Origin of the sequence: Serratia grimesii, from assembly GCF_900186025.1 — a bacterium.
Taxonomy (GTDB): Bacteria; Pseudomonadota; Gammaproteobacteria; order Enterobacterales; family Enterobacteriaceae; genus Serratia; species Serratia grimesii.
On the sequence record NZ_LT883155.1, the window covers coordinates 2,555,906 to 2,578,291 of the forward strand.

At 52.8% G+C, this 22,386-nt stretch carries 18 protein-coding genes; 4 read left to right on the forward strand and 14 right to left on the reverse strand.

All coding sequences use genetic code 11. The features are described 5' to 3' along the window. Positions 1-141 precede the first annotated feature (141 nt). A complete protein-coding gene (locus tag SGBXF1_RS12085; RefSeq protein ID WP_037415157.1) occupies positions 142-2,577 on the reverse strand; it encodes a glucose/quinate/shikimate family membrane-bound PQQ-dependent dehydrogenase in 2,436 nt (811 codons plus the stop codon). A 336-nt stretch (positions 2,578-2,913) separates the two neighbouring features. Between SGBXF1_RS12085 and SGBXF1_RS12090 the strand changes: the two genes are divergently transcribed. After that, entirely contained in the window at positions 2,914-3,051 is a 138-nt protein-coding gene (locus SGBXF1_RS12090) for a hypothetical protein (RefSeq protein WP_156479092.1), read from the forward strand. A gap of 339 nt (positions 3,052-3,390) precedes the next feature. On the opposite strand, the gene SGBXF1_RS12095 is transcribed toward SGBXF1_RS12090, so the two are convergent. Next, positions 3,391-4,323 (reverse strand): LysR family transcriptional regulator, encoded by a 933-nt coding sequence (locus SGBXF1_RS12095; protein ID WP_186426873.1) that lies wholly within the window; start codon positions 4,321-4,323, stop codon positions 3,391-3,393. A 137-nt stretch (positions 4,324-4,460) separates the two neighbouring features. Between SGBXF1_RS12095 and SGBXF1_RS12100 the strand changes: the two genes are divergently transcribed. After that, positions 4,461-5,168 (forward strand): SDR family NAD(P)-dependent oxidoreductase, encoded by a 708-nt coding sequence (locus SGBXF1_RS12100; RefSeq protein WP_186426874.1) that lies wholly within the window; start codon positions 4,461-4,463, stop codon positions 5,166-5,168. Between the two features lie 61 nt (positions 5,169-5,229). Here the strand turns inward: SGBXF1_RS12100 and SGBXF1_RS12105 are convergent, their stop codons facing one another. After that, positions 5,230-6,117, reverse strand: coding sequence for a LysR family transcriptional regulator (locus SGBXF1_RS12105; protein WP_130380686.1), 888 nt, complete (start codon positions 6,115-6,117; stop codon positions 5,230-5,232). Between the two features lie 130 nt (positions 6,118-6,247). On the opposite strand from SGBXF1_RS12105, the gene SGBXF1_RS12110 reads away from it, so the two are divergent. Then, the gene (locus SGBXF1_RS12110) at positions 6,248-6,670 is read left to right on the forward strand and encodes an ester cyclase (RefSeq protein WP_037415166.1); all 423 of its coding nucleotides are present in this window, start codon (positions 6,248-6,250) and stop codon (positions 6,668-6,670) included. 68 nt (positions 6,671-6,738) lie between these two features. On the opposite strand, the gene SGBXF1_RS12115 is transcribed toward SGBXF1_RS12110, so the two are convergent. After that, positions 6,739-8,211: a pyridoxal phosphate-dependent decarboxylase family protein gene (locus SGBXF1_RS12115; protein WP_186426875.1), complete on the reverse strand. Its 1,473-nt coding sequence runs from the start codon at positions 8,209-8,211 to the stop codon at positions 6,739-6,741. Positions 8,212-8,216: 5 nt separating this feature from the next. Continuing rightward, positions 8,217-9,608: a diaminobutyrate--2-oxoglutarate transaminase gene (locus SGBXF1_RS12120; RefSeq protein ID WP_037415171.1), complete on the reverse strand. Its 1,392-nt coding sequence runs from the start codon at positions 9,606-9,608 to the stop codon at positions 8,217-8,219. 608 nt (positions 9,609-10,216) lie between these two features. On the opposite strand from SGBXF1_RS12120, the gene SGBXF1_RS12125 reads away from it, so the two are divergent. Further along, positions 10,217-12,091, forward strand: a complete 1,875-nt coding sequence (locus SGBXF1_RS12125; RefSeq protein WP_061806219.1) for a PAS domain S-box protein — start codon at positions 10,217-10,219, stop codon at positions 12,089-12,091. Between the two features lie 58 nt (positions 12,092-12,149). Here SGBXF1_RS12125 and SGBXF1_RS12130 read toward each other — a convergent pair whose 3' ends face one another. The 9 genes from SGBXF1_RS12130 to SGBXF1_RS12170 all read right to left on the reverse strand — a co-directional run bounded on the left by SGBXF1_RS12130 (position 12,150) and on the right by SGBXF1_RS12170 (position 22,383). After that, positions 12,150-13,181 carry a HoxN/HupN/NixA family nickel/cobalt transporter gene (locus tag SGBXF1_RS12130; RefSeq protein WP_186426876.1) on the reverse strand — a complete coding sequence of 344 codons (1,032 nt, stop codon included), beginning with the start codon at positions 13,179-13,181 and terminating at the stop codon, positions 12,150-12,152. A gap of 1 nt (position 13,182) precedes the next feature. Next, positions 13,183-15,480, reverse strand: coding sequence for a carbamoyltransferase HypF (gene hypF / locus SGBXF1_RS12135; RefSeq protein ID WP_186426877.1), 2,298 nt, complete (start codon positions 15,478-15,480; stop codon positions 13,183-13,185). A gap of 98 nt (positions 15,481-15,578) precedes the next feature. Next, positions 15,579-17,735 carry a formate dehydrogenase subunit alpha gene (gene fdhF / locus SGBXF1_RS12140; protein ID WP_186426878.1) on the reverse strand — a complete coding sequence of 719 codons (2,157 nt, stop codon included), beginning with the start codon at positions 17,733-17,735 and terminating at the stop codon, positions 15,579-15,581. An 11-nt stretch (positions 17,736-17,746) separates the two neighbouring features. Beyond that, entirely contained in the window at positions 17,747-18,289 is a 543-nt protein-coding gene (hydN, locus tag SGBXF1_RS12145) for an electron transport protein HydN (protein WP_037415222.1), read from the reverse strand. 162 nt (positions 18,290-18,451) lie between these two features. After that, positions 18,452-18,922 carry a hydrogenase maturation peptidase HycI gene (gene hycI / locus SGBXF1_RS12150; RefSeq protein WP_186428502.1) on the reverse strand — a complete coding sequence of 157 codons (471 nt, stop codon included), beginning with the start codon at positions 18,920-18,922 and terminating at the stop codon, positions 18,452-18,454. Beyond that, positions 18,915-19,331 (reverse strand): formate hydrogenlyase maturation HycH family protein, encoded by a 417-nt coding sequence (locus tag SGBXF1_RS12155; protein WP_186426879.1) that lies wholly within the window; start codon positions 19,329-19,331, stop codon positions 18,915-18,917. Before SGBXF1_RS12155 ends, hycI begins: the two co-directional genes overlap by 8 nt. Then, positions 19,328-20,125 (reverse strand): NADH-quinone oxidoreductase subunit B family protein, encoded by a 798-nt coding sequence (locus SGBXF1_RS12160; protein WP_037415228.1) that lies wholly within the window; start codon positions 20,123-20,125, stop codon positions 19,328-19,330. The genes SGBXF1_RS12155 and SGBXF1_RS12160 overlap by 4 nt, the downstream gene beginning before the upstream one ends. Then, on the reverse strand, positions 20,122-20,667 hold the full coding sequence (locus SGBXF1_RS12165; RefSeq protein ID WP_186426880.1) for a formate hydrogenlyase complex iron-sulfur subunit: 546 nt from the start codon (positions 20,665-20,667) through the stop codon (positions 20,122-20,124). Before SGBXF1_RS12165 ends, SGBXF1_RS12160 begins: the two co-directional genes overlap by 4 nt. Before the next feature lie 12 nt (positions 20,668-20,679). Then, complete coding sequence (locus tag SGBXF1_RS12170; protein ID WP_061806226.1) at positions 20,680-22,383, reverse strand: hydrogenase large subunit; 1,704 nt, start codon at positions 22,381-22,383, stop codon at positions 20,680-20,682. Positions 22,384-22,386 lie beyond the last annotated feature (3 nt).

Sequence of the window (22,386 nt, forward strand, 5' to 3'; positions counted from 1 at the left end):
AATACTCTCGTATTTAAGCGTTAAATTACTTCCATTGATTGCGTCTCGTTTATGATTAAATATCACGAATGCGTAGGGGACTGGATATAAAAAAGCCCCCGCGGTTAGGCGGGGGCGGGAGATTTTCATGCGCGTTGAGATTTACTTATCAAGTGCATAGGCAATGACGTAGTCGCCACGATCGGGTGACTGACGCGCGCCACCGGCGGAAATCACAATGTATTGCTTACCTGTGGTTGGTGAAATATAGCTCATTGGTGTACCGCCACTGCCAACGGGCAGGCGCGCTTTCCACACTTCTTCACCTGTCGAAGAGTCAAATGCTCGCAGATAGTAATCTTGAGTACCTGCAATGAAGACCAGGCCGCCCTGGGTCGCCAGAGTACCACCCAGTGTTGGCATACCCACGGGCATTTGCGCCCGCATCTTGATACCAAACGGACCGGTATCCTGCACGGTTCCGGCCGGGACTTGCCACACCACTTTTTGCGTTTTCAGATCGATTGCCGACAGGGTACCAAATGGTGGTTTCTGGCACGGGATACCCAGTGGGGACATAAAGCGGTTTTTGTTCACGCCGTAGGGTGTGCCTTTCAATGGAACGGCACCCATACCTGTGTTGACTGACTCACCGCCATTGCTGGCCGGTGTATTGGCATCGGTTTTCTGTGGGATCATCTGTACCCACAGGCCCAATCGCATATCGTTGGCGAAGATATAATGGTTGTTAGGATCGGTCGACAGACCTCCCCAGTTCATGCCGCCCAGCGAACCGGGGAAACTGAGTGAGATGTCGGTGTCCGGTGCGGTGAACAACCCATCGTAGCGCATCGATTTAAAACTGATACGGCACATCAGTTGATCGAACGGCGTTGCGCCCCACATGTCGGATTCAGTTAGCTTTTCATTGCCAATCTGCGGCATGCCGACTGAGAACGGTTGAGTGGCTGAGTATTGTTCTCCGGGAATAGTACGCGTTTTCACAGGCAGCTCTTTGACTTCTGTCAGTGGTTTGCCGGTGTGGCGATCCAAAACAAAAATCTGCCCAGTTTTCGCACCAATCACGACGGCGGGTTTGGTGGTGCCATCTTTCATTGGGAAGTCGATCAGGCTAGGCTGCATCGGCAGGTCGAAGTCCCACAGGTCATTATGAACCGTCTGATAAACCCATTTTTCTTTGCCGGTAGTGGCATCAAGCGCCAGGATAGAGGCACCGTATTTGTGATCCAATACGTTACGGTTCGCGCCCCACAGGTCAACTGAAGAGCTCCCCATTGGTAAAAATACGGTATTCATCGCCGGGTCATAGGACATAGGTGCCCAAGAGTTCGGCGTACTGCGCACAAAGGTCTGACCCGGCTTCAATACCGAGTTTGGATCTTTATTGCCTGGATCGAACGCCCAGCGCATATCACCCGTGATCACGTCGAAACCACGCAATACGCCGCCAGGCATATCAGTTTGCACGTTATCGGCCACGCGACCACCAACCACAATGGTCGTGCCGGCCAGCGTTGGCGCAGAGGTGAGTTGGTATTTTGGATCGGCGGCATCGCCCAGACCCGCTTTCAGATCGACCACGCCTTGCTTGCCAAAGTGTTGGCAGAACTCGCCGTTATCAGCATTGATTGCCACTAAACGCGCGTCGATAGTGTTCATCAGAATACGACGCTGACAGCTGTCACCGGCGGCTAAAATTGCCGGTGTCGCAGGCGTTGAACCTGGAACTGTTGGCTGTTGCAGTGGTTTTGTGGCATCAAAATAGGCCAATCCACGGCAACGGTTCCAGACCTGGGATTTCGCATTGACTTCACGCTGCCAGATTTCTTTGCCGCTGTCAGCATCGACGGCAATCACGTTGTTGTGCGGTGTGCACAGGAAAATGCGGTTGCCAATTTGCAGCGGCGTTTGCTGATCTTCTGCGCCATTGCCGTCTGGACTTAGCGGAATGTCACCCGTATGGAAGGTCCAGGCAACCTTCAATTCTTTCACGTTGTCGCGGGTGATTTGGTCCAGCGCCACGAAACGACTGCCGCCTGGCGTGTTGCCGTAGTTGTCCCAGTCTTTCTGTTGTTTGGCTTTATCCACGGGGATTAACGGCAGCTGTTTGCCACTGAAAGCGACGGTAGGGTGTGGCTGGAACATCTGTACGAATGTGCCGACCATGCCAACTGCCAGTACGGCGCTGAACAGGTAGGACAGTGTCGCCAGTGGGACTTTACCTTCTGATTTACGCAGCGCAGGCCAGCTAAGGAAGGCCAGTAGCATTAAACCGGTAGGCACCATAAGCCGTGATACTAATGGCCAGAAATCAAACCCGGCATCGCACACTGACCAAATCAGTGTGCCAATGAAAACCAGCAAAAACAGTATTACTGCCGAAGATTTACGACGGAAGAATTGCACAGCTGAAAGCAGGGTGACAATACCTGCGATCAGGAAGTAGCTACTGCCGCCCAATGAGACTAATTTGCCACCGGCAATGGCAAAGAACAGGCCGACGACAGTAAGGATTATCCCTAATAAACAACATGATAATGTAAGTTTTATACCCGGCCGGGTATTTGATTCAGGCATAGCGAAAAGACTCCAAGATAATGTTTTTCTTCATGTTTACCCCGAGTGTTTACGGTCATACATTCCCTGGTTGGGTGAAGACTTTGAACGTAAATCAAACGATGGAATTCCAGAATTGTACCATTTGATTCGTTATAAGGTTAAGGATATGTTGCTTTTTGAGCGGAAATTGTTAGACCTGCCTGCGAGCAGAGATGACAGCGGCGACGTTATTGACGTTATTAAAGGGGCAATGTTGTTTGTGCCACGACTAACATGCTGTATTCACCCGAACTATCACCATTATTATTTGTTGCACGACGTTATAATTAGACTAACCCTTATGAGGTATATCAAGTGATGGGGAAAGCATTTAATCGTCCATTAATTACCTTTGAAGAAAATTGGCATACCATCTTGTTTTCTGGATTAAACCAGTTTGCTGGTGAAGAGGTTAATGATTACTTCCTAAGCCCTGATGAAATCAGGGGGTAATAAGGATGCCAGCCTCTATGTGCAGGTAATATACAAAACATCGCTTATATTTTGTGTCATGGATAACTGTGGTGGATTATTTATTCTCTTTTCAGTTTCTTTAGTTACATAAGGTTAGAAAATTTAGTTCATTACGTTAATATTAGTATTCCACTATGCAGTGCTTCGATTGATTGGGCGTCATCGTTTTACTGTACTGCATAGTGGTCACTCGTAGATTAAGATTTATTTTTCAGAGAAAAATCAACACCCCTCTCTTGCGCATAAATAATCGCCATTTAACTTCTTCTTCATTAATTTAATAATACCGTCGCCGATGACATATTTGCGTCTATCTCTTCAGATATTTATCACCGAAAAACGTTGTTTAACAACACTCAATACAAATTGCCTCAACCAACGATGAGCGGGATCTGCCTCTAAACGGGGGTGCCACATCTGTGACACGGTAATTCCTCGGGTTTTTACCGGCAACTCAAAAACATAGAGTGTGGCGCCAGGCTGATCACCCGTGGGGTGATTTAACAAGAAGGAGGCGGGAACCAGTGCAACCAAGTCGGACGCCTGAGCTACCGCCAGCGCGGCGGGAAAGCCAGGCACCACGGCGGCAATCTTCCGTTCCAAACCTAATGCAGCCAGCGCTTCATCTACTGGCCCGGTTAATAAACCACGACGCGAGGCAACGACATGACCACAAGCGGCGTACTGTTGGGCGGTAACCTCGGGTTCTTGCTCAAATGGGTGTCCTTTTCTGACGACAGCAACAAAGCGGTCACGAAATAACGTCTGTAATCGAATTTCTGGCCCCATGTCTCCCAACACGCCAATCTCAAGATCGACCAATCCTTCGCGTAAATGTCGTGAGCTCTTTTCTGGCTTAGGAGCAAAACACAGACGCACCAAAGGGGCGACCTGCGCAGCCGCGGCGATCAGCGCTGCACCAAATGCCTCGACAAATCCTTCATTGGCACGCAGGGTGAAGGTGCGATCCAACGCGGCTAAATTCAATTCCGTTGCCGAAGGGCGAAGGACCGCGCGAGCCTCAAATACTGCGTTTTGCGTACGCTCACGTATTTCCTCAGCATAAGGAGTTAACACCATATGGCGACCCGCTCTGACCAGTAAAGGATCGCCAGTGACTGCACGCAGGCGGCTAAGTGTGCGGCTCATTGCTGAGGCGCTTAGTTTAAGGCGGCGTGCAGCACCCGCCACACTGCCCAGGGTAAGAAGCGCATCGAGAGCAATCAGTAAGTTGAAATCGGGTTCTGTCATGTCTGGCATCCTGAGCTATAAATGAATGTAGGCGTCTGGTGCATGTTATAAGTGCAAATGCTGCTTCTTCCGCAATCTACTCCGCATAGTTATATTTTCTACACGACAAAACAACAGAAATGCAGAGGAACTGAACAATGGCAACACCGTCTTCACAACAAAAAACTGTCCTGCTTATCGGTGCTTCCCGTGGTCTGGGGTTTGCCATGGTGGAAGAGTGCTTAAAACGTGGTAACAAAGTGATCGCCACTGGGCGTGCATCGTCTAAAGACGCTCTTTACCGTTTGGCTGAAAAGTACCCTGAAAATCTTGAGGTAGAGACCACGGATATCACGGAGCCTGAGCAGGTGAGTGCCTTACATGAACGACTCCGCGATCGGCATGTTGACCTGTTGTTTGTTAATGCAGGCGTTAAAAATGACGATCGTGAAACAATCGCAGACGTCTCGACCGAAGAGTTCACTCGGGTAATGGTGACCAATGCACTGAGCCCCATGCGTGTCATCGAAACCTTTAAGGACGTGGTCGTTCCTACAGGCACGATTGGCGTAATGTCCTCTGGACAAGGGAGCCTAACGAATAACACCAATGGCAAGTTTGAAGTCTATCGGGCCAGCAAATCCGCGCTAAATATGCTGATGCGCAGCTATGCGGCACGTAACAGTGACGATCCTCGGACTCTGCTGTTGATGGCACCCGGCTGGGTGCGTACTGAATTAGGTGGGTCAGAAGGGCGTCTGAGCATCGAAGAAAGCATTCCGAATTTGCTCAATACTATCGAAGCGTATCACGGGCGTTCAGGGCTGCATTACCTCGACTATCTGGGCAAAGTTGTGCCTTGGTGATAGGGAAGCGTCAGCCCGCCGCCTCGACGTGTGGGGCACGGGTTTATGGGGGCTGGAAAGTCTACGGCTGCAGCTCGTTGATAAGAAAGTCGATAAAAGCCCTTGTTTTTGCAGGTAAATGTAATCGTGAGGTATAGACCATATTGACGGCCAGTTTGGGGAGTTCCCAGTCGCTTAAGACGGGGATTAAGCGACCTGATTGCAGATCCTCATGAATGACATAGGTGGGTTGGGCCAAAATACCCAGATTTTGCAGTGCGGCACGACGAATAAGAAAACCATCATTGGCTTCAACATAAGGCGTGAGAAATGTGGTGACTGACTCGTCGCCCCGTTGAAAAACCATTTTATAAGGATCGTTAGCGTAGGAATATAGCAGTAGTTGATGCTCAGCCAGTTCTAACGGGTGATTAGGGTAACCGTGGTGTTTTAAATATTCAGGTGTTGCGGCTAAAACGCGTTTTGTTTCCGTTAATCTTCGCACAATCAGACTTGTGTCGGGTTCATTTTCTCTGGTGCGAATAGCGATGTCGATATTATCGTCAATAATGTCGTAATAACGGTTCTCTGCAACGATATCTAAGCGGACATCGGGATAGAGTTGTTTGAACTTAGGTATTAAAGGGAAAATTAACTGAAGGCAAAGTGATAATGATCCCGTCACGCGTAACACCCCAGCGGGTTGATCTTTACTCGCGGTAACGGCGTCGGTTGCATTTTGCATTGCGCTGAGCGCAACTTTGGCATTCTCGTAAAACTGCCTACCGACCTCAGTAACAAATAGCCTACGGGTGCTCCGTTCTATCAATCTTACGCCGAGTCTATCCTCCAATGCCACCAGGTGGCGGCTTGCTGCCGCGTTCGACAAACTCAGCGCTTCTGCCGCTTTACTGATGCTACCCAACTCGGCAGTTTTCACAAAAAGCTCATACTCTGTCCAGCGGTCCATTAGCCTTTTTCCATTGGTGGAAATGTGATTTCCAGAATAAGACTTTTTCAATGCGATTGGAATTGACACTATACCTGCAGCCTTATAGCGAAGGTTATCGACGCTGAAGATCACGAATATGGAGCTATGCATGACGGATATTTTACGTGTTGTAAAAGACTATTTTTCAATATGTGTTGATGGCAAGAATGTAGAACGGGTTTCCGACTTCTTTGCAGATAATGTCGTTATTCACAGACCTGACTGCGCCGCGCCTGTTGTCGGTTTGGCGCCTTTCAAAACAGCATTGCGCGCGAATGTCACCGATCGCTATGAATCCATTCATACGACGTTTCAAAAAGAAGTTGTCACCTCCGACACCGTTGTCGTGGCATTAACTCATGTGGCAAAAGGATCTAATAGTTGGCACGGCTTTGATGTCACTGGCAAAGATGTGACCTGGACATCGTTAACTTATTTTCGGTTTGGTGACGATGGGAAAATCATTGAGGAAATTGTTGAGCGCAATGAGTTGTTTATGGCAAAGCAATTAGGGATTATCGATTACGAATAAGGCAGTTTTAGTAATAAAAAAGCCGATAACGGGAATGTTATCGGCTTTTCACTGCGGGTTAGGGCAGATTAGGCGGCAGGCAACTGCTGTGCAGTTTTATCCACTAGCGCCAGCAGGACTTTGATATCGTCCAGGCTGACCGTTGGGTTTAACAACGTCATTTTCAGGCAGGTAACGCCATTAAATTCGGTCACCCCAACGTTGGCACGGCCTGACTCCAGCAACGCATCACCAATCCGCTGGTTCATCAACGCGACTGCCGCGTCGCCGCGCGCAGTCAATGTTTCAGGACGGTAGCGGAACAGTACGCTGGCCAATTGTGGTTGCATCACCAGTTCCAGCGCCGGTTGGTCACCGATATAGTGTGCAACTTGCTGTGCCAGCGTCACGCCGTGATCGATGATCGCTGCGTATTGCTGTTGTCCCAATGCCTCTAATCCCATCCACAGTTTTAAGGCATCAAAACGGCGGGTGGTCTGCAAGGATTTAGAGACCAGGTTAGGCACGCCCTGAGCTTCGTCAAACTCGGAGTTCAGGTAAGCCGCCTGATAACGCATCAGTTCATAGTGACGGGCCTCTTTCAACAAGAAAGCGCCGCAGCTGATGGTTTGGAAGAATTGTTTATGGAAGTCCAGAGTAATGGAATCCACCAATTCAATACCATCCAGGTAATCACGGTACTTCTCGGAAAGCAGTAACGCACCGCCCCAGGCGGCATCAACATGCACCCAAATCTGGTGCTCCGCAGCCAATTCTGCAATACCGCGCAGTGGGTCGATCGCCCCGGCATCAGTAGTACCTGCAGTGGCGACAATCGCCAGGATCTGCTCGTCATTGGCCTTGGCTTGCGCCAGTTTTTCGGCCAAATCGTTCAGATCCATTCGGGCGAATTGATCGGTTTTCACCAGCGTGACGGATTGATAACCCAGACCGAGCAACGCCATGTTCTTTTGCACAGAGAAATGGGCATTCTCAGAACATAACACTTTAATCTTACGCAGATTACCCACCAAGCCATCCTGTTGCACAGAATGGCCTTGTTTGGCGAAGAAAGCATCGCGTGCCAGCATCAGACCCATCAGATTGCTCTGAGTGCCACCACTGGTGAACACGCCTGCATCGCCAGGCTGATAACCTACCTGGGTGCGCAACCATTCAATCAGCTTCATCTCGATGATGGTGGCTGACGGGCTTTGATCCCAGGAATCCATGCTTTGGTTGGTGGCGTTAATCAACACCTCAGCAGCTTGGCTAATCACCAGGCTTGGGCAATGCAAATGCGCGACGCACTGTGGGTGATGCACCGACAGGCTGTCTTTTAAAAAGTACTCAATCGCACGTTCGATTGCCGCCTGGTTACCCAGGCCCTGAGGATTAAAATCAAGCGTAATGCGTTCACGCAGTTCGGCAACGGTTTTCCCTTGGTACATCTCGGGTTGTTGCAGCCACTGCACTACCGCCTGGCTACTTTGCTCGATCGCTTGCTGGTATGCGTCGGTGCTTTGCGCCGAGGCTGCCAGAATCGGGTTTAACCGGGACATCGAATTCACTCCATACCTACAGGCTTAACGCCTGCGGCTAACAGGGCCTGTTCAAATTTGTCCAGGAAAATGCCCAGTTCATCGTTAGAGATCAGCAGGGAAGGTAATAGACGCAGTACGTTACCGTTACGGCCACCACGCTCCAGGATCAAGCCTGCATCGAAGCATTTTTTCTGCAGCAGAGCAGACAACTGACCGTCAGCCGGGTAGCAACCCATATGATCCTGCGCTTCGTTTGGTTTAACGATTTCCATGCCAATCATTAAGCCCAGACCACGCACGTGACCAATCACCGGGTAACGTTTTTGCAGCTCGGCCAGTTTAGCTTTCAGCCATTCACCTTGTGCGGCAACCTTATCCGCAACGTGGTTATCTTTAAGATGCTGCAGGGTGGTCAGGCCAGTGGCCATCGCCAATTGGTTACCACGGAAGGTGCCGGTATGGTGGCCAGGCTCCCAGGCGTCAAACTCTTTCTTGATACCCAATACTGCCAGTGGCAAACCGCCGCCAACAGCTTTGGACATCACAATGATGTCTGGCTCAATGCCTGCGTGTTCGAAAGCGAAGAATTTACCCGTGCGGGCAAAACCAGCCTGAACCTCGTCGATGATCAGCAGAATGCCGTGTTCCTGAGTGACTTTGCGAATACGTTGCAACCACTCTACAGGGGCCGGGTTAACGCCACCTTCACCCTGAACGGCTTCCAGAATAACGGCCGCAGGTTTGCGCACGCCGCTTTCGACGTCGTTAATCAGATTTTCGAAATAGTAAGTCAGTGCTTTAACGCCAGCTTCGCCGCCGATGCCTAGCGGGCAACGGTACTCATGCGGGTAAGGCATAAACTGGACTTCCGGCATCATGCCGTTGATCGCTTCTTTCGGCGACAGGTTACCTGTTACCGCCAGCGCACCGTGCGTCATGCCGTGATAGCCACCGGAGAAGCTGATCACACCAGAACGGCCGGTGTATTTTTTTGCCAGTTTCAGTGCGGCTTCTACCGCATCTGCGCCCGATGGGCCACAGAACTGCAGACAATATTCCTGGCCCTGTCCTGGCAATAAAGAGAGTAAATAAGCTGAGAACTCATCTTTCAACGGTGTTGTCAGATCGAGTGTATGTAACGGCAAGCCGCTGGTAATGACATTTTGGATGCTTTGGAGGACGTCAGGATGGTTATGACCCAGAGCCAGCGTACCCGCACCAGCCAGGCAATCAAGATATTGATTATTCTCAACATCCGTGATCCACACGCCTTGGGCTTTCGCAATTGCTAACGGCAATTTGCGGGGGTAACTCCTGACATTCGATTCAAATTCAGCTTGCCTCGCTAAATATGTTTCGTTGTTTACATTTTTTGAACTCACACCTAAATTATCAATACGGACTTTATCCGTCATCATATCTCTCCTACAACTGGGGGTATCGATACCGCCCGAGTTGAATTATTGAATGCAACAATTAACTACCGTGAGAAAAACGCGCCCAATATATGGCTTTTTACCCCCCGGCTCAATAGTTATTTAGCCGGGGGGTAATTATTGTTTTTTCGATAAAAATCAATAAATTGGTGCTTTATTAGCCAATAATGCCACCGTATGGACGTAACGGGAAAGTTGACAAGGCACGTATTGCGCCCGCAATAAAAGTAGGGGTACTAACCCAATGCACTTATTTTGCTGACAATTTTCTGATCGTAGCCAGGTTTACGCTTGGGTGTTTTTTAAGCAATAACTTATTATAAATAAATCGTTGCTTAGAAATTGAGCGAATTTAGGATGGCATAACCATAGTAAACGGGTGGTTATTGTCGTTAAATCTAAAATATAGGGGGTTTTATTGATGTTTTGTCTGCATGATTAATTCTTCTCCTGAGTCAGTAAAACCAGCAGAACCGTCTAAGCTGAATGAAATAAGTCAGTTACGGTGCGGTGTTAAGCCATTAAGGGTAACGGCTAGCCATGCAGGTTGTGAATCAGCATCGCCCAGTTATAAGCCGGAGTAACCTATGTACGAACCCTGTTTTCCAGAAAATGAAACCGAACGGCTATCGGTTCTGCATTCACTGAACATACTGGACACGAATTCAGTAGAGAAATTAGACCGGCTCACGCGCCTGGCCGCCAAATATTTTGGCGTCAGTATTGCCCTGATTTCGTTAATCGATCGCGAGCGCCAATGGTTCCTTTCTCGCTCGGGCCTGGAGGCACGGGAAACCCCACGCAATATTTCGTTTTGCGGTCACGCCATTTTGCAGCGTGACGCGTTGGTGGTGCCGGATACTGCGGTTGACCCGCGTTTCTTTGACAACCCCTTGGTCACCGGCGGGCCCAAGATCGGTTTTTATGCCGGGCAACCCTTGTTGTCACTGGACGGTCTGCCGTTAGGCACCCTATGCATTATCGACGGTCACCCACAGGCGTTCTCCTCAGAGATGGTGCATGATTTACGCGATTTTGCCGCCGTTATCGAAGAGTATTTGCACAGTATTGAGCGTGATATCTATACCGAGAGTCTGAAATCAAACCTGCAACGTACCGAAGCCCTGTTTGAGCAGACCTTTGCACAGGCGGCAGTGGGCATGGCTCTGGTCTCGCTGGAGGGATATTGGCTACGGGTGAACCCGCGGATCTGTGAAATGCTGGGATATTCTGAGAGAGAATTGCTGGATCGCACCTTCCAAGACATCACCTATCGCGAAGACCTGCACACTGATCTCGGGCTGTTGAAACAACTGTTAGCCAATGAAATAGACACCTATTCGATGGAAAAGCGCTACATCCGCGCTGATGGTTCAACAATTTGGGTTCAACTGACGGTGTCGCTCAATCGTTTGCCGAATGGAGAGCCTCATCATTTTATCTCGGTCATTGTCGATATCAGCGAGCGTAAAGCGGCCGAGGCTGACCTCTATGCACTGCAACATGAGCTGGAAGACAGGGTAGTGACACGTACCCGTGAGTTGAATTTTGCCGTCAATAAACTCAATCATGAGATTGCCAATCGGGCACTCACCGAGCTGCAACTGAGTAGTGAGAAAGAACGCCTGCGGGCCATTACCGATAATATGCCGGCCTTGATCAGTCAGATTGACGTCAATGAGCGTTATCTGTTCGCCAACAGTGCTTACAAAAGCTGGTTTGGTCTGGATGAATCTCAGCTCAATACGATGACCGTACAGGCATTTATGGGCGACGAGGCTTATGCCGTAGCCAGACCGATGATCGAGCGGGCGTTACAGGGGGAAACCGTCAGCTTTGAGAATGAGCTGCAAACGCGCCAGGGGACAGCGATCATTCATACCACCCTGGTACCCAGTGAAACCCAGGGCTTCTATATTCTGTCCATGGATATTACCGAGCTTAAACGTTTGCAGCGGCGGTTAGAATACGACGTCTCTCATGACATGCTGACCGGGCTAACCAATCGGCGGGCTTTCCTGCTCCGGTTAGGCGCAACGCTTCAGGCTTGTTGCCCACAGCAGCAGATGGCGTTGTTGTTTATCGATCTTGATGGTTTCAAAATGCTTAACGACAGCTTTGGCCATGATTTCGGCGATCTTATTCTGAAAACCTTTGCAGAATTGCTCAATGCCTGTGCCGGGCCTCATCACAGCGTTTCACGCCTCGCCGGTGATGAGTTTACGGTTATCCTCTGGCCTTTGGCACACCCACAACTGCAGGTCAGTGCCTTTTGCGAAAGTGTACTGGTCAAGCTGGCGGCAATGGAAAGGGTCGGCAATCAAAAAGTGAATCTCTCCGCCAGTATCGGTGCAGCCATTACTTCTGGCGGTGATATTACCGCCGAGGCCCTGCTGACCAAAGCGGACGATGCCATGTATCGGGCAAAATCCGCAGGTAAGGGGACCTATATTATCCGTTAATCAGAGTCCACGCTGGTGGCAGCCCAAACCAGGATAGTTGGGCTGCCGATAATGGGGACTAAAAGGTCAGCGAATCATAGTTTTTGCGCCGGTAATTCAGCGCGGACAATGCCCACAGCAGCACAAACAGCACGATAGCGGCGTAACCGACGCTGCCCATATGGGCATTGAGAATCTCAACACCGTGCCAAAGGCCGCCTTGTAACCCCAGTTTGTCGGCCAACAAACCTAAACCTTCCAGGCCCCCAATCACCAAAGCAATCACCCCGCTGGTGCCGGTAATGGTCATATTGTAATACAGCTTGCGGATCGGTTTATTGAAGGCCCAGCCATAAGCGCCGACCATCACAAAGTTATCCAGTGAGTCGATCAGCGCCATGCCGCTGGCGAAAAGCAACGGGAACAGCATAATCGACCAGACCGACAGGCCGGACGTGGCGCCTGCCGCGGAGATACCCAACAGACCGACTTCGGTGGCGGTGTCAAAACCCAGACCAAACAAAAAACCGACCAGATACATATGCCAGCTTTTATTCACCAGATTAAAAGCAAAGCGATACAGGCGTGTCATCACACCGCCGCTACCGTTAACCAGCAGAGCCACATCTTGTTCCACCAATTTTTCTCCGCGTTTCGCCTGACGGAAAATTCGGTAAACATCGCGGAAAATCAGCCAGTTTAATAGCGCCATGGCCAGCAGGAACAGTGAAGAGATGAGCGTGCCCAGTGTCGCACCATACTGATGCAGCCAGCCAATGCGGTCGCCAAAGGCCAATGAAGTGGCGGCAATGGCAATGCAGGCCAGGATCACAATGCTGGAGTGGCCCAAAGAGAAGAATGCGCCGACGGAAACCGGGCGCTGGCCTTGCTGCATCAGTTTGCGCGTAACATTATCGATAGCGGCGATATGGTCAGCATCCACCGCATGACGCAGCCCATAGCCATAAGCGAGCAAAGCGGCGGCGATTAACGCCGGGTAGCGATGGAAGGCGGCAAAAGCGGCCCCCCAGGCCAACAGATTTAGCGCCACCAGCGCCAGTAATAACCAAAAGGCGCGGGTATGGGTGTGGAAAAACTCGCGGTTTAACATGTCAGGTCCTGTCAAAGGTAGAAGAAGAAGCCGGAGAGTGTTGGGCGCAGGCGACCAGCGCCTGACCCAGCGCCAGCCCGCCATCACCCGCAGGCAATTGCTGTGGCAGCAGTATTTGCAAAGGGGCCAGATGGTGCTGCAGAAGTTGACGCAGCAGACGGTTGTGCAAAACACCACCACTTACCGCCACATGCTTAATGCCATGTTGAGCAGCAAAATGTTTGGCCATATTCGCAAACCCTTGCGCCAACGCATCATGGAACGCCCAAGCCTGTTGCGCGGCGGGGGCCTGCCAGCCCAGCCATTGCTGCCAGAACACGGATAAATCCAACTGATTACCGTGAAGCGGTAACGTAACAGGGTGAGGGCAAGGCTCACTTTGATGGGCAAGAGCTTCAAAAATGCTGGCTGCTTCTCCCTCCCAACTTTGCTGTGCAGGGGCATAACCCAGCGCCGCTGCTGCGGCATCAAACAAACGACCGCATGAAGAGGCTAACGGCGCATTAATACCGGCGTTAATTGCGTGTAGCAGCGGTTGCCATGGGGTTTGCAGCAACGGTTTAGCCTGTGGATAGCGTTGCCAGTCCGGTACGAAACGTGCAAAGTGCGCGAGCTGATTACGCCAAGGTTGTTGTGCGGCACGATCGCCGCCGGGCAGCGCGACTGCCGGCAGGCCACCCAGATGGCGGCAACGACGGTAATCAAATAACAGGCATTCTCCACCCCACAAAGCACCGTTCTGCCCATAACCGAGACCGTCTAACGCCAGGCCGATCAGGGCACCGCCGTCCAGCGGCCAGTGATGCTCAGCCAGACAAGCGGCCAAATGTGCATGATGGTGCAACACGGGTGTCACCGGCAGCGATTGCCGCGCAGCCCACTGGTGGCTGACATAACCGGGATGAGCGTCGCTTGCCAGCCGCTGCGGTTGGCAATGGTATAAGCCGATGAAATGCTGCATTGCCTGTTGCCACTGTTGCTGGATATCCTCCCGTTCTAAATCACCAAAATGCGCGCTGAGCAGGGCGTTATCTCCTGCGATCAGGCAAAAAGTATTTTTACGATCGCCACCCACGGCCAACAACGGTTGCTGAGCAGGAAAGCCTGGCGGTAGCGGCAGGGCGTCAGGCACGAATCCACGCGCCCGGCGTAGCATTTCATGGCCATTCGGCAGCAAACGAACGAGAGAATCGTCCGCACGTTGTACGATCTCGCGATTGTGCATGAGCCACAGATCGGCAATTCCGGTCAGCTCGGTTAACGCCTGGTCATTCGTTAATACCGGCGCATGGCCTGCAGCATTGCCAGAGGTCATCACCAACGGCCGTTGTATTTCTTGCATCAAGAGATGCTGAATTGGGTTAGCGGGCAACATTAAGCCCACTTCATTCAATTGTGGGGCAATAGCCTCGGACAACGGTGACTCGGCAGACAGTGCCGTCAGGACGATAGGCGCGGCAGGCGACGTCAATAATGCCTGTAACCGCGGCAGGTCAACGTCAGCGGAACAGCGCTCCAGCCAACGGGTATCCGGTAACATCACCGCCAGCGGTTTGCTCGGTCGCCGTTTCCGTAGGCGAAGGCGATCGACGGCCTGGGTATTGGTGGCGTCACAAGCCAGGTGAAAACCGCCCAGACCCTTGATTGCCACAATGTGTCCGGCAGCCAAGGCGACGGTAGCCTGTTGCAACGCCGCTTCGCCTTGATACTGTGGCTCTCCCTGCGCCCCACAGCAGAACAGCTGTGGCCCACATTCGCTACAGGCCACGGGTTGTGCATGAAAGCGTCGGTCTTGCGGGGCGTGATACTCCCGATCGCAGCGCGGGCAGAGAATGAATGGCGCCATGCTGGTTGCCGGACGATCATAAGGCATCGTGCGAATAAGGGTAAAACGGGGGCCACAATGCGTGCAGTTGATAAAGGGATAACGGTAACGCCGATCCTGCGGATCATTCATTTCCTGTAGGCATTGTGGGCAGGTCGCCGCGTCCGGGACGATGTGCGTAGCCATAGCGCCGGACTGACTGGGGCGGATGCTGAAATCATTGGGGGCGTGCAGCCAGGTAAAGGGCCATTGCTGAATGCGATCGATCTGCGCCAACGGAGGCGCCTGTTGGTGCAATACATGCAAGAACAACTCAAGTTCGACGGGCTGTACCAGACGAATCTCCACACCAGCACTGTCGTTCCAGACTTCGCCACGCAGGTTGAGCTGTTCGGCCAGTTGCCAGACAAAAGGTCGGAAGCCGACGCCCTGTACTTTGCCGCTGATGCGCAGCAGTAATCCTGAATGGGACATAGTTAATTACCTTCTGCGGGTTTTGTAGGGGCGCTGCATGGCTGCGACCGGGTTATCGGGGCGAATTATTCGCCCCCTACAAAGTTGACGGTGCCGCTTTAGAACACATCTTCTGCTGCGCGACGCAGGCGGGCCTTCATGTCGCTGTAGCTCTGTTGCGCATAATTTTCCGCCCAGTTCTGATCGCTAATTGCCGCCAGTTTTACCGCGCAGTACTTGGTTTCTGGCGTTTTGGAGACCGGGTCCAGATTTTCTTGAGTCAGTTCGTTACAGGCCCCAATCCACCATTGGTAGGTCATATATACCGCCCCCAGATTGATGCGTTCGTTATAGTTGGCGCGACTGATGACCTTGCCGCGGCGCGAGCTGACCCACACCAGTTGCTGATCGGCAATACCCAGCGCTTCGGCATCCTGTGGATTGAGCTGCACGAAACCGGGTTCATCAGCCAGAGTTTGCAACGCGGCGCAGTTACCGGTCATCGAACGGCATGAGTAATGGCCGACCTCACGCACGGTACAGAGCACCAGCGGGTAGTCTGCATCCGGGATTTCCGCTGGCGCACGCCAGGTGGTGGCAAATAATTGGCCCTTACCGGACGGCGTGGTGAACTGATTGCCCTGATACAGATAAGGCGTTCCCTGGCTTTCCAGCGTGGTACAAGGCCATTGAACATGGCCAAGTTCGCCCATTTTTTCGTAAGTGGCACCGTAAAACAGCGGGCAGAGTTCGCGCATTTCGTCCCAGATCTGCTGGTTATCGTCGTAATGCATCGGATAGCCCATCTCGGTCGCCAACAGACTGATGATTTCCCAATCGCGTTTGACGTTGTACTGCGGCTCAATGGCTTTTTCGAAACGTTGGAACCCGCGATCGGCACAGGAGAATACGCCACCATGCTCACCCCAGGAGGTGGCAGGCAGGATCACATCGGCCTGTTCGGCGGTTTTGGTCATAAAGATGTCTTGCACCACGACAAAGTCCAATGCCTCGAACGCGCCACGCACCAGGCTCAGATCGGCTTCGGTCTGTAACGGATCTTCCCCCATGATGTAATAGGCCTTCACTTTACCTTCGTGCACCAAATGTGGGATCTCGGTAATGCGGTAACCGACGTTGGGATCCATCTTGCTGGCATCAATACCCCAGGCCGCAGCGAATTTGGCGCGGACGCCAGCGTCGGTGACGGCCTGATAACCTGGGAACTCATTGGGCAGGACGCCCATATCACAGGCACCCTGAACGTTGTTCTGCCCACGTACCGGGCCAACCCCCACATTAGCGCGTCCCAGATTGCCGGTAAGCAGCGCCAGACTGGCAAGGCCTTTGACCACATCGACAGCCTGACCGAATTGAGTCACGCCCATGCCCCACATGATGGTGGCGGAAGGCGCACTGGCGTAGGTGCGCATCGCCTGGCGAATTTGCTGGGCGCTAACGCCGGTCAGATGTTCCACGGCTTCTGGCGCATAATCCGCTAACTGTAGGCGGTAAGCCTCGAAACCTTCCGTGTATTTCGCCACGTAATCGCGGTCATACAGGTTTTCTTCAATCAGCGTATAGGCAAAGGCATTCACCAGCGCCATGTTACAGCCGTTTTTGATCTGCAAATGTTGGTCGGCAATACGTGCGGTTTCGATACGGCGCGGGTCACAGACGATAATTTGCGCGCCTTTCTCTTTGGCCTTCAGCACCCGGCGAGCCACGATAGGGTGCGAATCGGCACAGTTGTAACCGATGACCAGCAGGCATTTAGAGTTTTCGATATCGCCAATCGAGTTGCTCATTGCGCCGTTGCCCAAGGTGGCCTGCAAACCTGCCACCGACGGGCCATGACAGACACGGGCGCAGCAGTCAACGTTGTTGGTCCCAATCACCGCACGGGCAAACTTCTGCATAACGTAGTTGGTTTCATTACCGGTGCCACGTGATGAGCCGGTATGCATGATCGCGCTGGCACCGTGTTTATCTTTGATCTGTTGTAAGCGTTGCGCGGTATAACGAATCGCTTCATCCCAGCTGACCGCCTCAAACTTGCCGCCTTTCTCACGGCGAATAAGCGGCTGGCTCAGGCGCGGGGTCAAGAGTTTGGTATCGTTTAGAAAGTCCCAGCCGTAATAACCTTTCAGGCACAGCTCGCCCTGATTGGTCACGCCATCAGCCGCCTCAGCACGGATGATTTTCCCGTTGTCGACCACCAGTTTCATTTTGCAGCCTGCACCGCAGTAAGGGCAGACGGTTGTGATTTTTTTCATCGGTTCAGTTCCTAAAACAGTGACGACAGGGTGTCGAGCGCGGCGCGACGACGTTTCTCGGCATTCATTTCTTGCAGCATATTGCGGTCAACGCAGTGCAGTGCATTAGTTGGGCAGGTTTCCATGCAGGCGGGGCCGCTATCACGACCGATACACAGGTCGCATTTATGGGCTTCGGCTTTCTCGGTGGTGGCACTCATCACTGCGCCGTTCTGGCGGACAACCGGGCGGGTGATCACTTCCATCGCGCCGTAAGGACAAGCGACGACACAGGTTTTGCAGCCGATGCAGCGTTCTTGCATCACCAGTACCATGCCGTTGGTGCGACTGATCGCACCGTTGGGGCACACATTGGAACAAGGTGCGTCTTCACACTGGCGGCACAGTACGGCGGTACTGACGTTAACGCCTTTGATCACATGCAGTCGCGGGGCGAAGCTGGCGGGATTTAGCGCTGAAATTTCCTGGCTTTCACTGTGTGCCATCACACAGGCGATCTCACAGGTACGGCAGCCGATGCATTTTTTGGGATCGGCGATGATAAACCGGTTCATCAATAACTCCTGGGTTACCCTTCAGCAGGGTATGGCAGTAGAAACGTTGTGACTTCTTTTAGGCATAAAGCATGCCAATTATTAAAATCCATTAAAAACATAGGATTAGTGAGGATGTGACGATATGACCGACCACGCATCGACATAATTGACGATGCCGCGTCAGACATTCGTCACCACCAGTTGTGGGTAGCCGCCCTGGTGCGGCCAGTCATGCAGCCGCTGATGCAGGGTGGTTACTGCCTGCCTTACTGCCGCGCCGATCGGGTAGTAAAACGCCACCACCTCCGGCTGAATGCCGATAAAGGTAATATCCGGCACCGTTTCGCGCAGTTGGTCGATCAGGAAGTTGAGCGGCAGGTTATGGGTAGTCATGATGAACATGTCGGCAATGTCTTTTTCATCGATCACCCGGGTTTCACCCGCGGCCAGCCCCATGTCGGTGGCATCGACAATCACCAGCCGATCGGGGTGCAGCTCGCGGATATGGCCAATGTCGTTTTCCGGTGCGGCGCCGCCGTCAATCACCGTCCAGCCGTCGGGGGGATTGCCGGCACAGAGTTCTGCCAGCAGCGGTCCGGCACCGTCATCACCCATCATGCAGTTGCCTACACACAATAGAACGTCAGTCATCATGCCTCCGGACCATTAGATAAATGGCAGGTTCGTTTTCAATCGATTGCAGCAGGGCGATCAGCTTCTGGCTCCAGTCTTGCTGTTCCACGGTCATCTGCGGCGCTGCGGTACTCAAGGCAGTGGCTAACAAGTGGGTATGGCTGCTGTCGATACAAATTTCCCCAAAGCGATCGACCCCTTCAAGCTTGCGCCGGGCGGTGCTGCCTACGGGCAGGTGGGCCACCCATGCGTGGAACCCGGTCAGTGGGCAACTGAGTTTGGCCTCCAGGCAGTCGATAACACCCAGATGGTGGCCGATAGCCAGGCTGTAATAGATCACCTCTTGGGCTTTGGGTGGGGCCTTTTTCTCTTGCACGAACTTACGGCTTAGGGAGTAAAACACCACTTGAGCCTGAGAACCGGTCATAGTCGCAACTCTCCACGCAGTACCCGCTGATAGATACCTTGCAGGTTGCCGACAATCTCGCTCAGACGTAGATCGTCTTGTTGTTGCAGGTAAGCGCTAATGCGTTGTTCGACGGGGAGTGCACTGTCTGCTGCCAGCAATTGCATGAACTGGTCGGCGATTTGGCGACCATAGCGGTAGCCGGCCATCCGCCTGGCTTCCCGATCCAGTAATACCCTTAACGGTTGGGGGAGTTCAGGATGCAGCAAATGTGCCGCTTCACCCTGGGTTTCATCATGCTGACGGCCTTTGATTTTCTGATCCAACAGACCGAGCGCCATGGCGAAACCGTAAATGGTCGCGGCGGGTGTTGGCGGGCAACCGGGGATATAGACATCGACCGGTACGATGCGATCGGTGCCGCCCCATACGCAGTAGAGATCGTGGAAAATGCCGCCGCTGTTGCCGCAGGCACCGTAAGAGATGCTGATTTTCGGATCGGGTGAGGCTTGCCAGGCACGGATCGCCGGGATACGCATGGCGCGGGTGACAGCCCCGGTAAACAGCAAAATATCGGCGTGACGAGGTGAGGGAACCACTTTAATACCGAAGCGTTCGGCATCGAACAGCGGCGAAATGGCGGCAAAAATCTCTATTTCACAGCCATTGCAACCGCCGCAGTCCACCCGGTAAACATAGGCCGAACGGCGGATATCCTTCAGCAGGGTAGTTTTTAGCTTGGCGATACTGTCGTCGAGGGTGATCGGCACCGGCAGGCCATTTTCATCGCGTGGGCCAATCAGTGGCGGATTCATGAGATGACCTCCCGGGTCAAATGACGGCCAATGTCAATGCGATCGGCCTGGGTCAGGTTTTGCTGTTGTTTACAGGCAGGACAGGTTTCAAACTGCGGACGGCGGGCGGCCATTTCTGCACTGCTCAGTCCAAGCAGCGCAATCGCATAATCGATTTCTTTTTGCGACGCATAGGCTTTGCCACATTGGCGGCAATGGCAGAGGGCAAAGTCGGCGTGTTCGTACAGATCCTCTTTGCGCCACACCGCCAGCTCGAATGCCTGTGAAAGTCGGATGGCGGTGGTTGGGCAGACCTCTTCACAGCGCGCACAGAAGATGCAGCGACCAAGAAAAAACTGCCAACGTATTGTGCCGGTGGTCAGGTCGGTCGACATGGACAACGCATTAGACGGACAGGCGTTAGCACAAGCCCCACAGGCAATGCATTGCTGCGGGTTATATTCGGGTTTGCCGCGAAAATTCGGGTCAATGACCAATGGTTTGGCTGGATAGGCCACGGTGGCAGGCCCGGTGTTCAGCACTTTTTTAATCAGTTTCAGCATGATGGGCTCCGGTTAGAACGGTTTGTTTTTCCGTTCGATGCCATAACGCTCAATTTCTTTGTACGGCACGATGATGGATTGGCGCTTACGCACGTCGACGATGGTCATCCTGTCGGTACAGGAATAGCAGGGATCCAGGCTGCCAATGATCAGCGGGGCGTCAGAAACGGTATTGCCGCGCAGCATGTAGCGCAGGGTTGGCCAATTGGCATAGGTTGCGGCACGGCAGCGCCAACGGAACAGTTTCTGGTTGTCGCCGGTCATGCTCCAGTGGATATCATCGCCACGCGGCGCTTCGGCGAAGCCCAGGGCAAAGCGGTGTGGAATGTAGGTGAATCCCTCCACGGCCAGCGGCCCAGTTGGCAAGGTTTGCAGACCAAACTCGATAATGCCAAGCGAGTTGAACACTTCGTGAATACGTACTTTAAGCCGGGAGTAGACGTCACAACCGTCCTCAACGCACAATTCCACCGGCAGTTTGGCGTAGCCGGCAAACGGATGATCGAGACGAGTATCACGTCGGTGGCCGCTGCCACGGATCATCGGCCCCACGTTGCTGTAGTCACGAGCCACCTGAGGATCAAGACGGCCAACGCCTCGGCTACGTTGTTCGGTATTCGGCGTACTGAGCAAGATATCGACCAGATCCACCAGCTCACTGCGCATTTGTGCCGCCAGCCGCAAGGTTTGCAACATGTCGTCTTTCAGAATGTCGCGACGGATGCCACCAATCAGGTTCAAACCATAGGTTTTACGCGCGCCGGTCAGTATCTCAGCCATCTTCATCGACTGTTCACGCACCCGGAAGAACTGCATAAAACCGGAGTCAAAACCGACAAAGTGGCAGGCTAGCCCCAAATTCAGCAGATGGCTGTGCAGGCGTTCCACTTCCAGCAGGATCGAACGGATCATTTGGGCACGTTCTGGTACCTGAATACCCATCGCGTTCTCTACCGAACTGGTGTACGCCACACTATGCGTAAAACCGCAAATGCCGCACACGCGATCCGACAAGAAGGTCACTTCGTTGTAACCCATGCGGGTTTCGGCCAGTTTCTCCATCCCACGGTGTACGTAGAACAGCCGGTAGTCGGCATCGATGATGTCTTCACCGTCCACGAACAACCGGAAATGCCCCGGTTCATCTGACGTAATATGCAATGGGCCAATAGGCACGACATTGGCTTTGCTACCAGCCAGGCTCTGGAACGGATAGGTTTCCACGTCGGTGGTTGGTGCGGGGCGTTGACGATAGTCCATGGCGTCTTTACGCAACGGGTAGAGATCGTCCGGCCAGTCGTCCGGCAGCACCAGTCGGCGTTCATCTGGCAAACCCACCGGGCGCAGGCCATACATATCGCGCACTTCGCGTTCACCCCAAACGGCAGCAGGTACCCGTGGCGTCACGGAAGGAAACTCCAGCGTTTGAGCATCAACTTCGGCGCGTACCGTGATCCAGCATTTTGTGCCTTGCTCCATCGACAGCACGTAATACAGCGCGTAATTGCCACACAGCGTGCGTTCGTCGTTACCAAACAGCACCGACAGCCAGCCGCCCTGTTGGTAATACAGCCATTCCACTACTTCCGGCAGTGCGTTGAGTTTGACGGTCACCGTCAGTTGGTCGGCCGTTTGCCATTCCGCCGCCAGCATGGCAGCGGGGAATTGTTGCTGCAATGCCGCCAGATAGTGCTGGCCTTGATGTTCGTTAGTCATTGT

What these genes read in the sequence shown, in the direction of transcription:
- SGBXF1_RS12095 (WP_186426873.1), bottom strand. Translation starts at nt 4,323, where the DNA reads ATGACAGAACCCGATTTCAACTTACTGATTGCTCTCGATGCGCTTCTT.
- hypF (WP_186426877.1), bottom strand. Translation starts at nt 15,480, where the DNA reads ATGTCCCATTCAGGATTACTGCTGCGCATCAGCGGCAAAGTACAGGGC.
- hydN (WP_037415222.1), bottom strand. Translation starts at nt 18,289, where the DNA reads ATGAACCGGTTTATCATCGCCGATCCCAAAAAATGCATCGGCTGCCGT.
- SGBXF1_RS12160 (WP_037415228.1), bottom strand. Translation starts at nt 20,125, where the DNA reads ATGAATCCGCCACTGATTGGCCCACGCGATGAAAATGGCCTGCCGGTG.
- SGBXF1_RS12100 (WP_186426874.1), top strand. Translation starts at nt 4,461, where the DNA reads ATGGCAACACCGTCTTCACAACAAAAAACTGTCCTGCTTATCGGTGCT.
- hycI (WP_186428502.1), bottom strand. Translation starts at nt 18,922, where the DNA reads ATGACTGACGTTCTATTGTGTGTAGGCAACTGCATGATGGGTGATGAC.
- SGBXF1_RS12110 (WP_037415166.1), top strand. Translation starts at nt 6,248, where the DNA reads ATGACGGATATTTTACGTGTTGTAAAAGACTATTTTTCAATATGTGTT.
- SGBXF1_RS12120 (WP_037415171.1), bottom strand. Translation starts at nt 9,608, where the DNA reads ATGACGGATAAAGTCCGTATTGATAATTTAGGTGTGAGTTCAAAAAAT.
- SGBXF1_RS12115 (WP_186426875.1), bottom strand. Translation starts at nt 8,211, where the DNA reads ATGTCCCGGTTAAACCCGATTCTGGCAGCCTCGGCGCAAAGCACCGAC.
- SGBXF1_RS12125 (WP_061806219.1), top strand. Translation starts at nt 10,217, where the DNA reads ATGTACGAACCCTGTTTTCCAGAAAATGAAACCGAACGGCTATCGGTT.
- SGBXF1_RS12165 (WP_186426880.1), bottom strand. Translation starts at nt 20,667, where the DNA reads ATGCTGAAACTGATTAAAAAAGTGCTGAACACCGGGCCTGCCACCGTG.
- SGBXF1_RS12130 (WP_186426876.1), bottom strand. Translation starts at nt 13,181, where the DNA reads ATGTTAAACCGCGAGTTTTTCCACACCCATACCCGCGCCTTTTGGTTA.
- SGBXF1_RS12155 (WP_186426879.1), bottom strand. Translation starts at nt 19,331, where the DNA reads ATGACCGGTTCTCAGGCTCAAGTGGTGTTTTACTCCCTAAGCCGTAAG.
- fdhF (WP_186426878.1), bottom strand. Translation starts at nt 17,735, where the DNA reads ATGAAAAAAATCACAACCGTCTGCCCTTACTGCGGTGCAGGCTGCAAA.
- SGBXF1_RS12170 (WP_061806226.1), bottom strand. Translation starts at nt 22,383, where the DNA reads ATGACTAACGAACATCAAGGCCAGCACTATCTGGCGGCATTGCAGCAA.
- SGBXF1_RS12085 (WP_037415157.1), bottom strand. Translation starts at nt 2,577, where the DNA reads ATGCCTGAATCAAATACCCGGCCGGGTATAAAACTTACATTATCATGT.
- SGBXF1_RS12105 (WP_130380686.1), bottom strand. Translation starts at nt 6,117, where the DNA reads ATGGACCGCTGGACAGAGTATGAGCTTTTTGTGAAAACTGCCGAGTTG.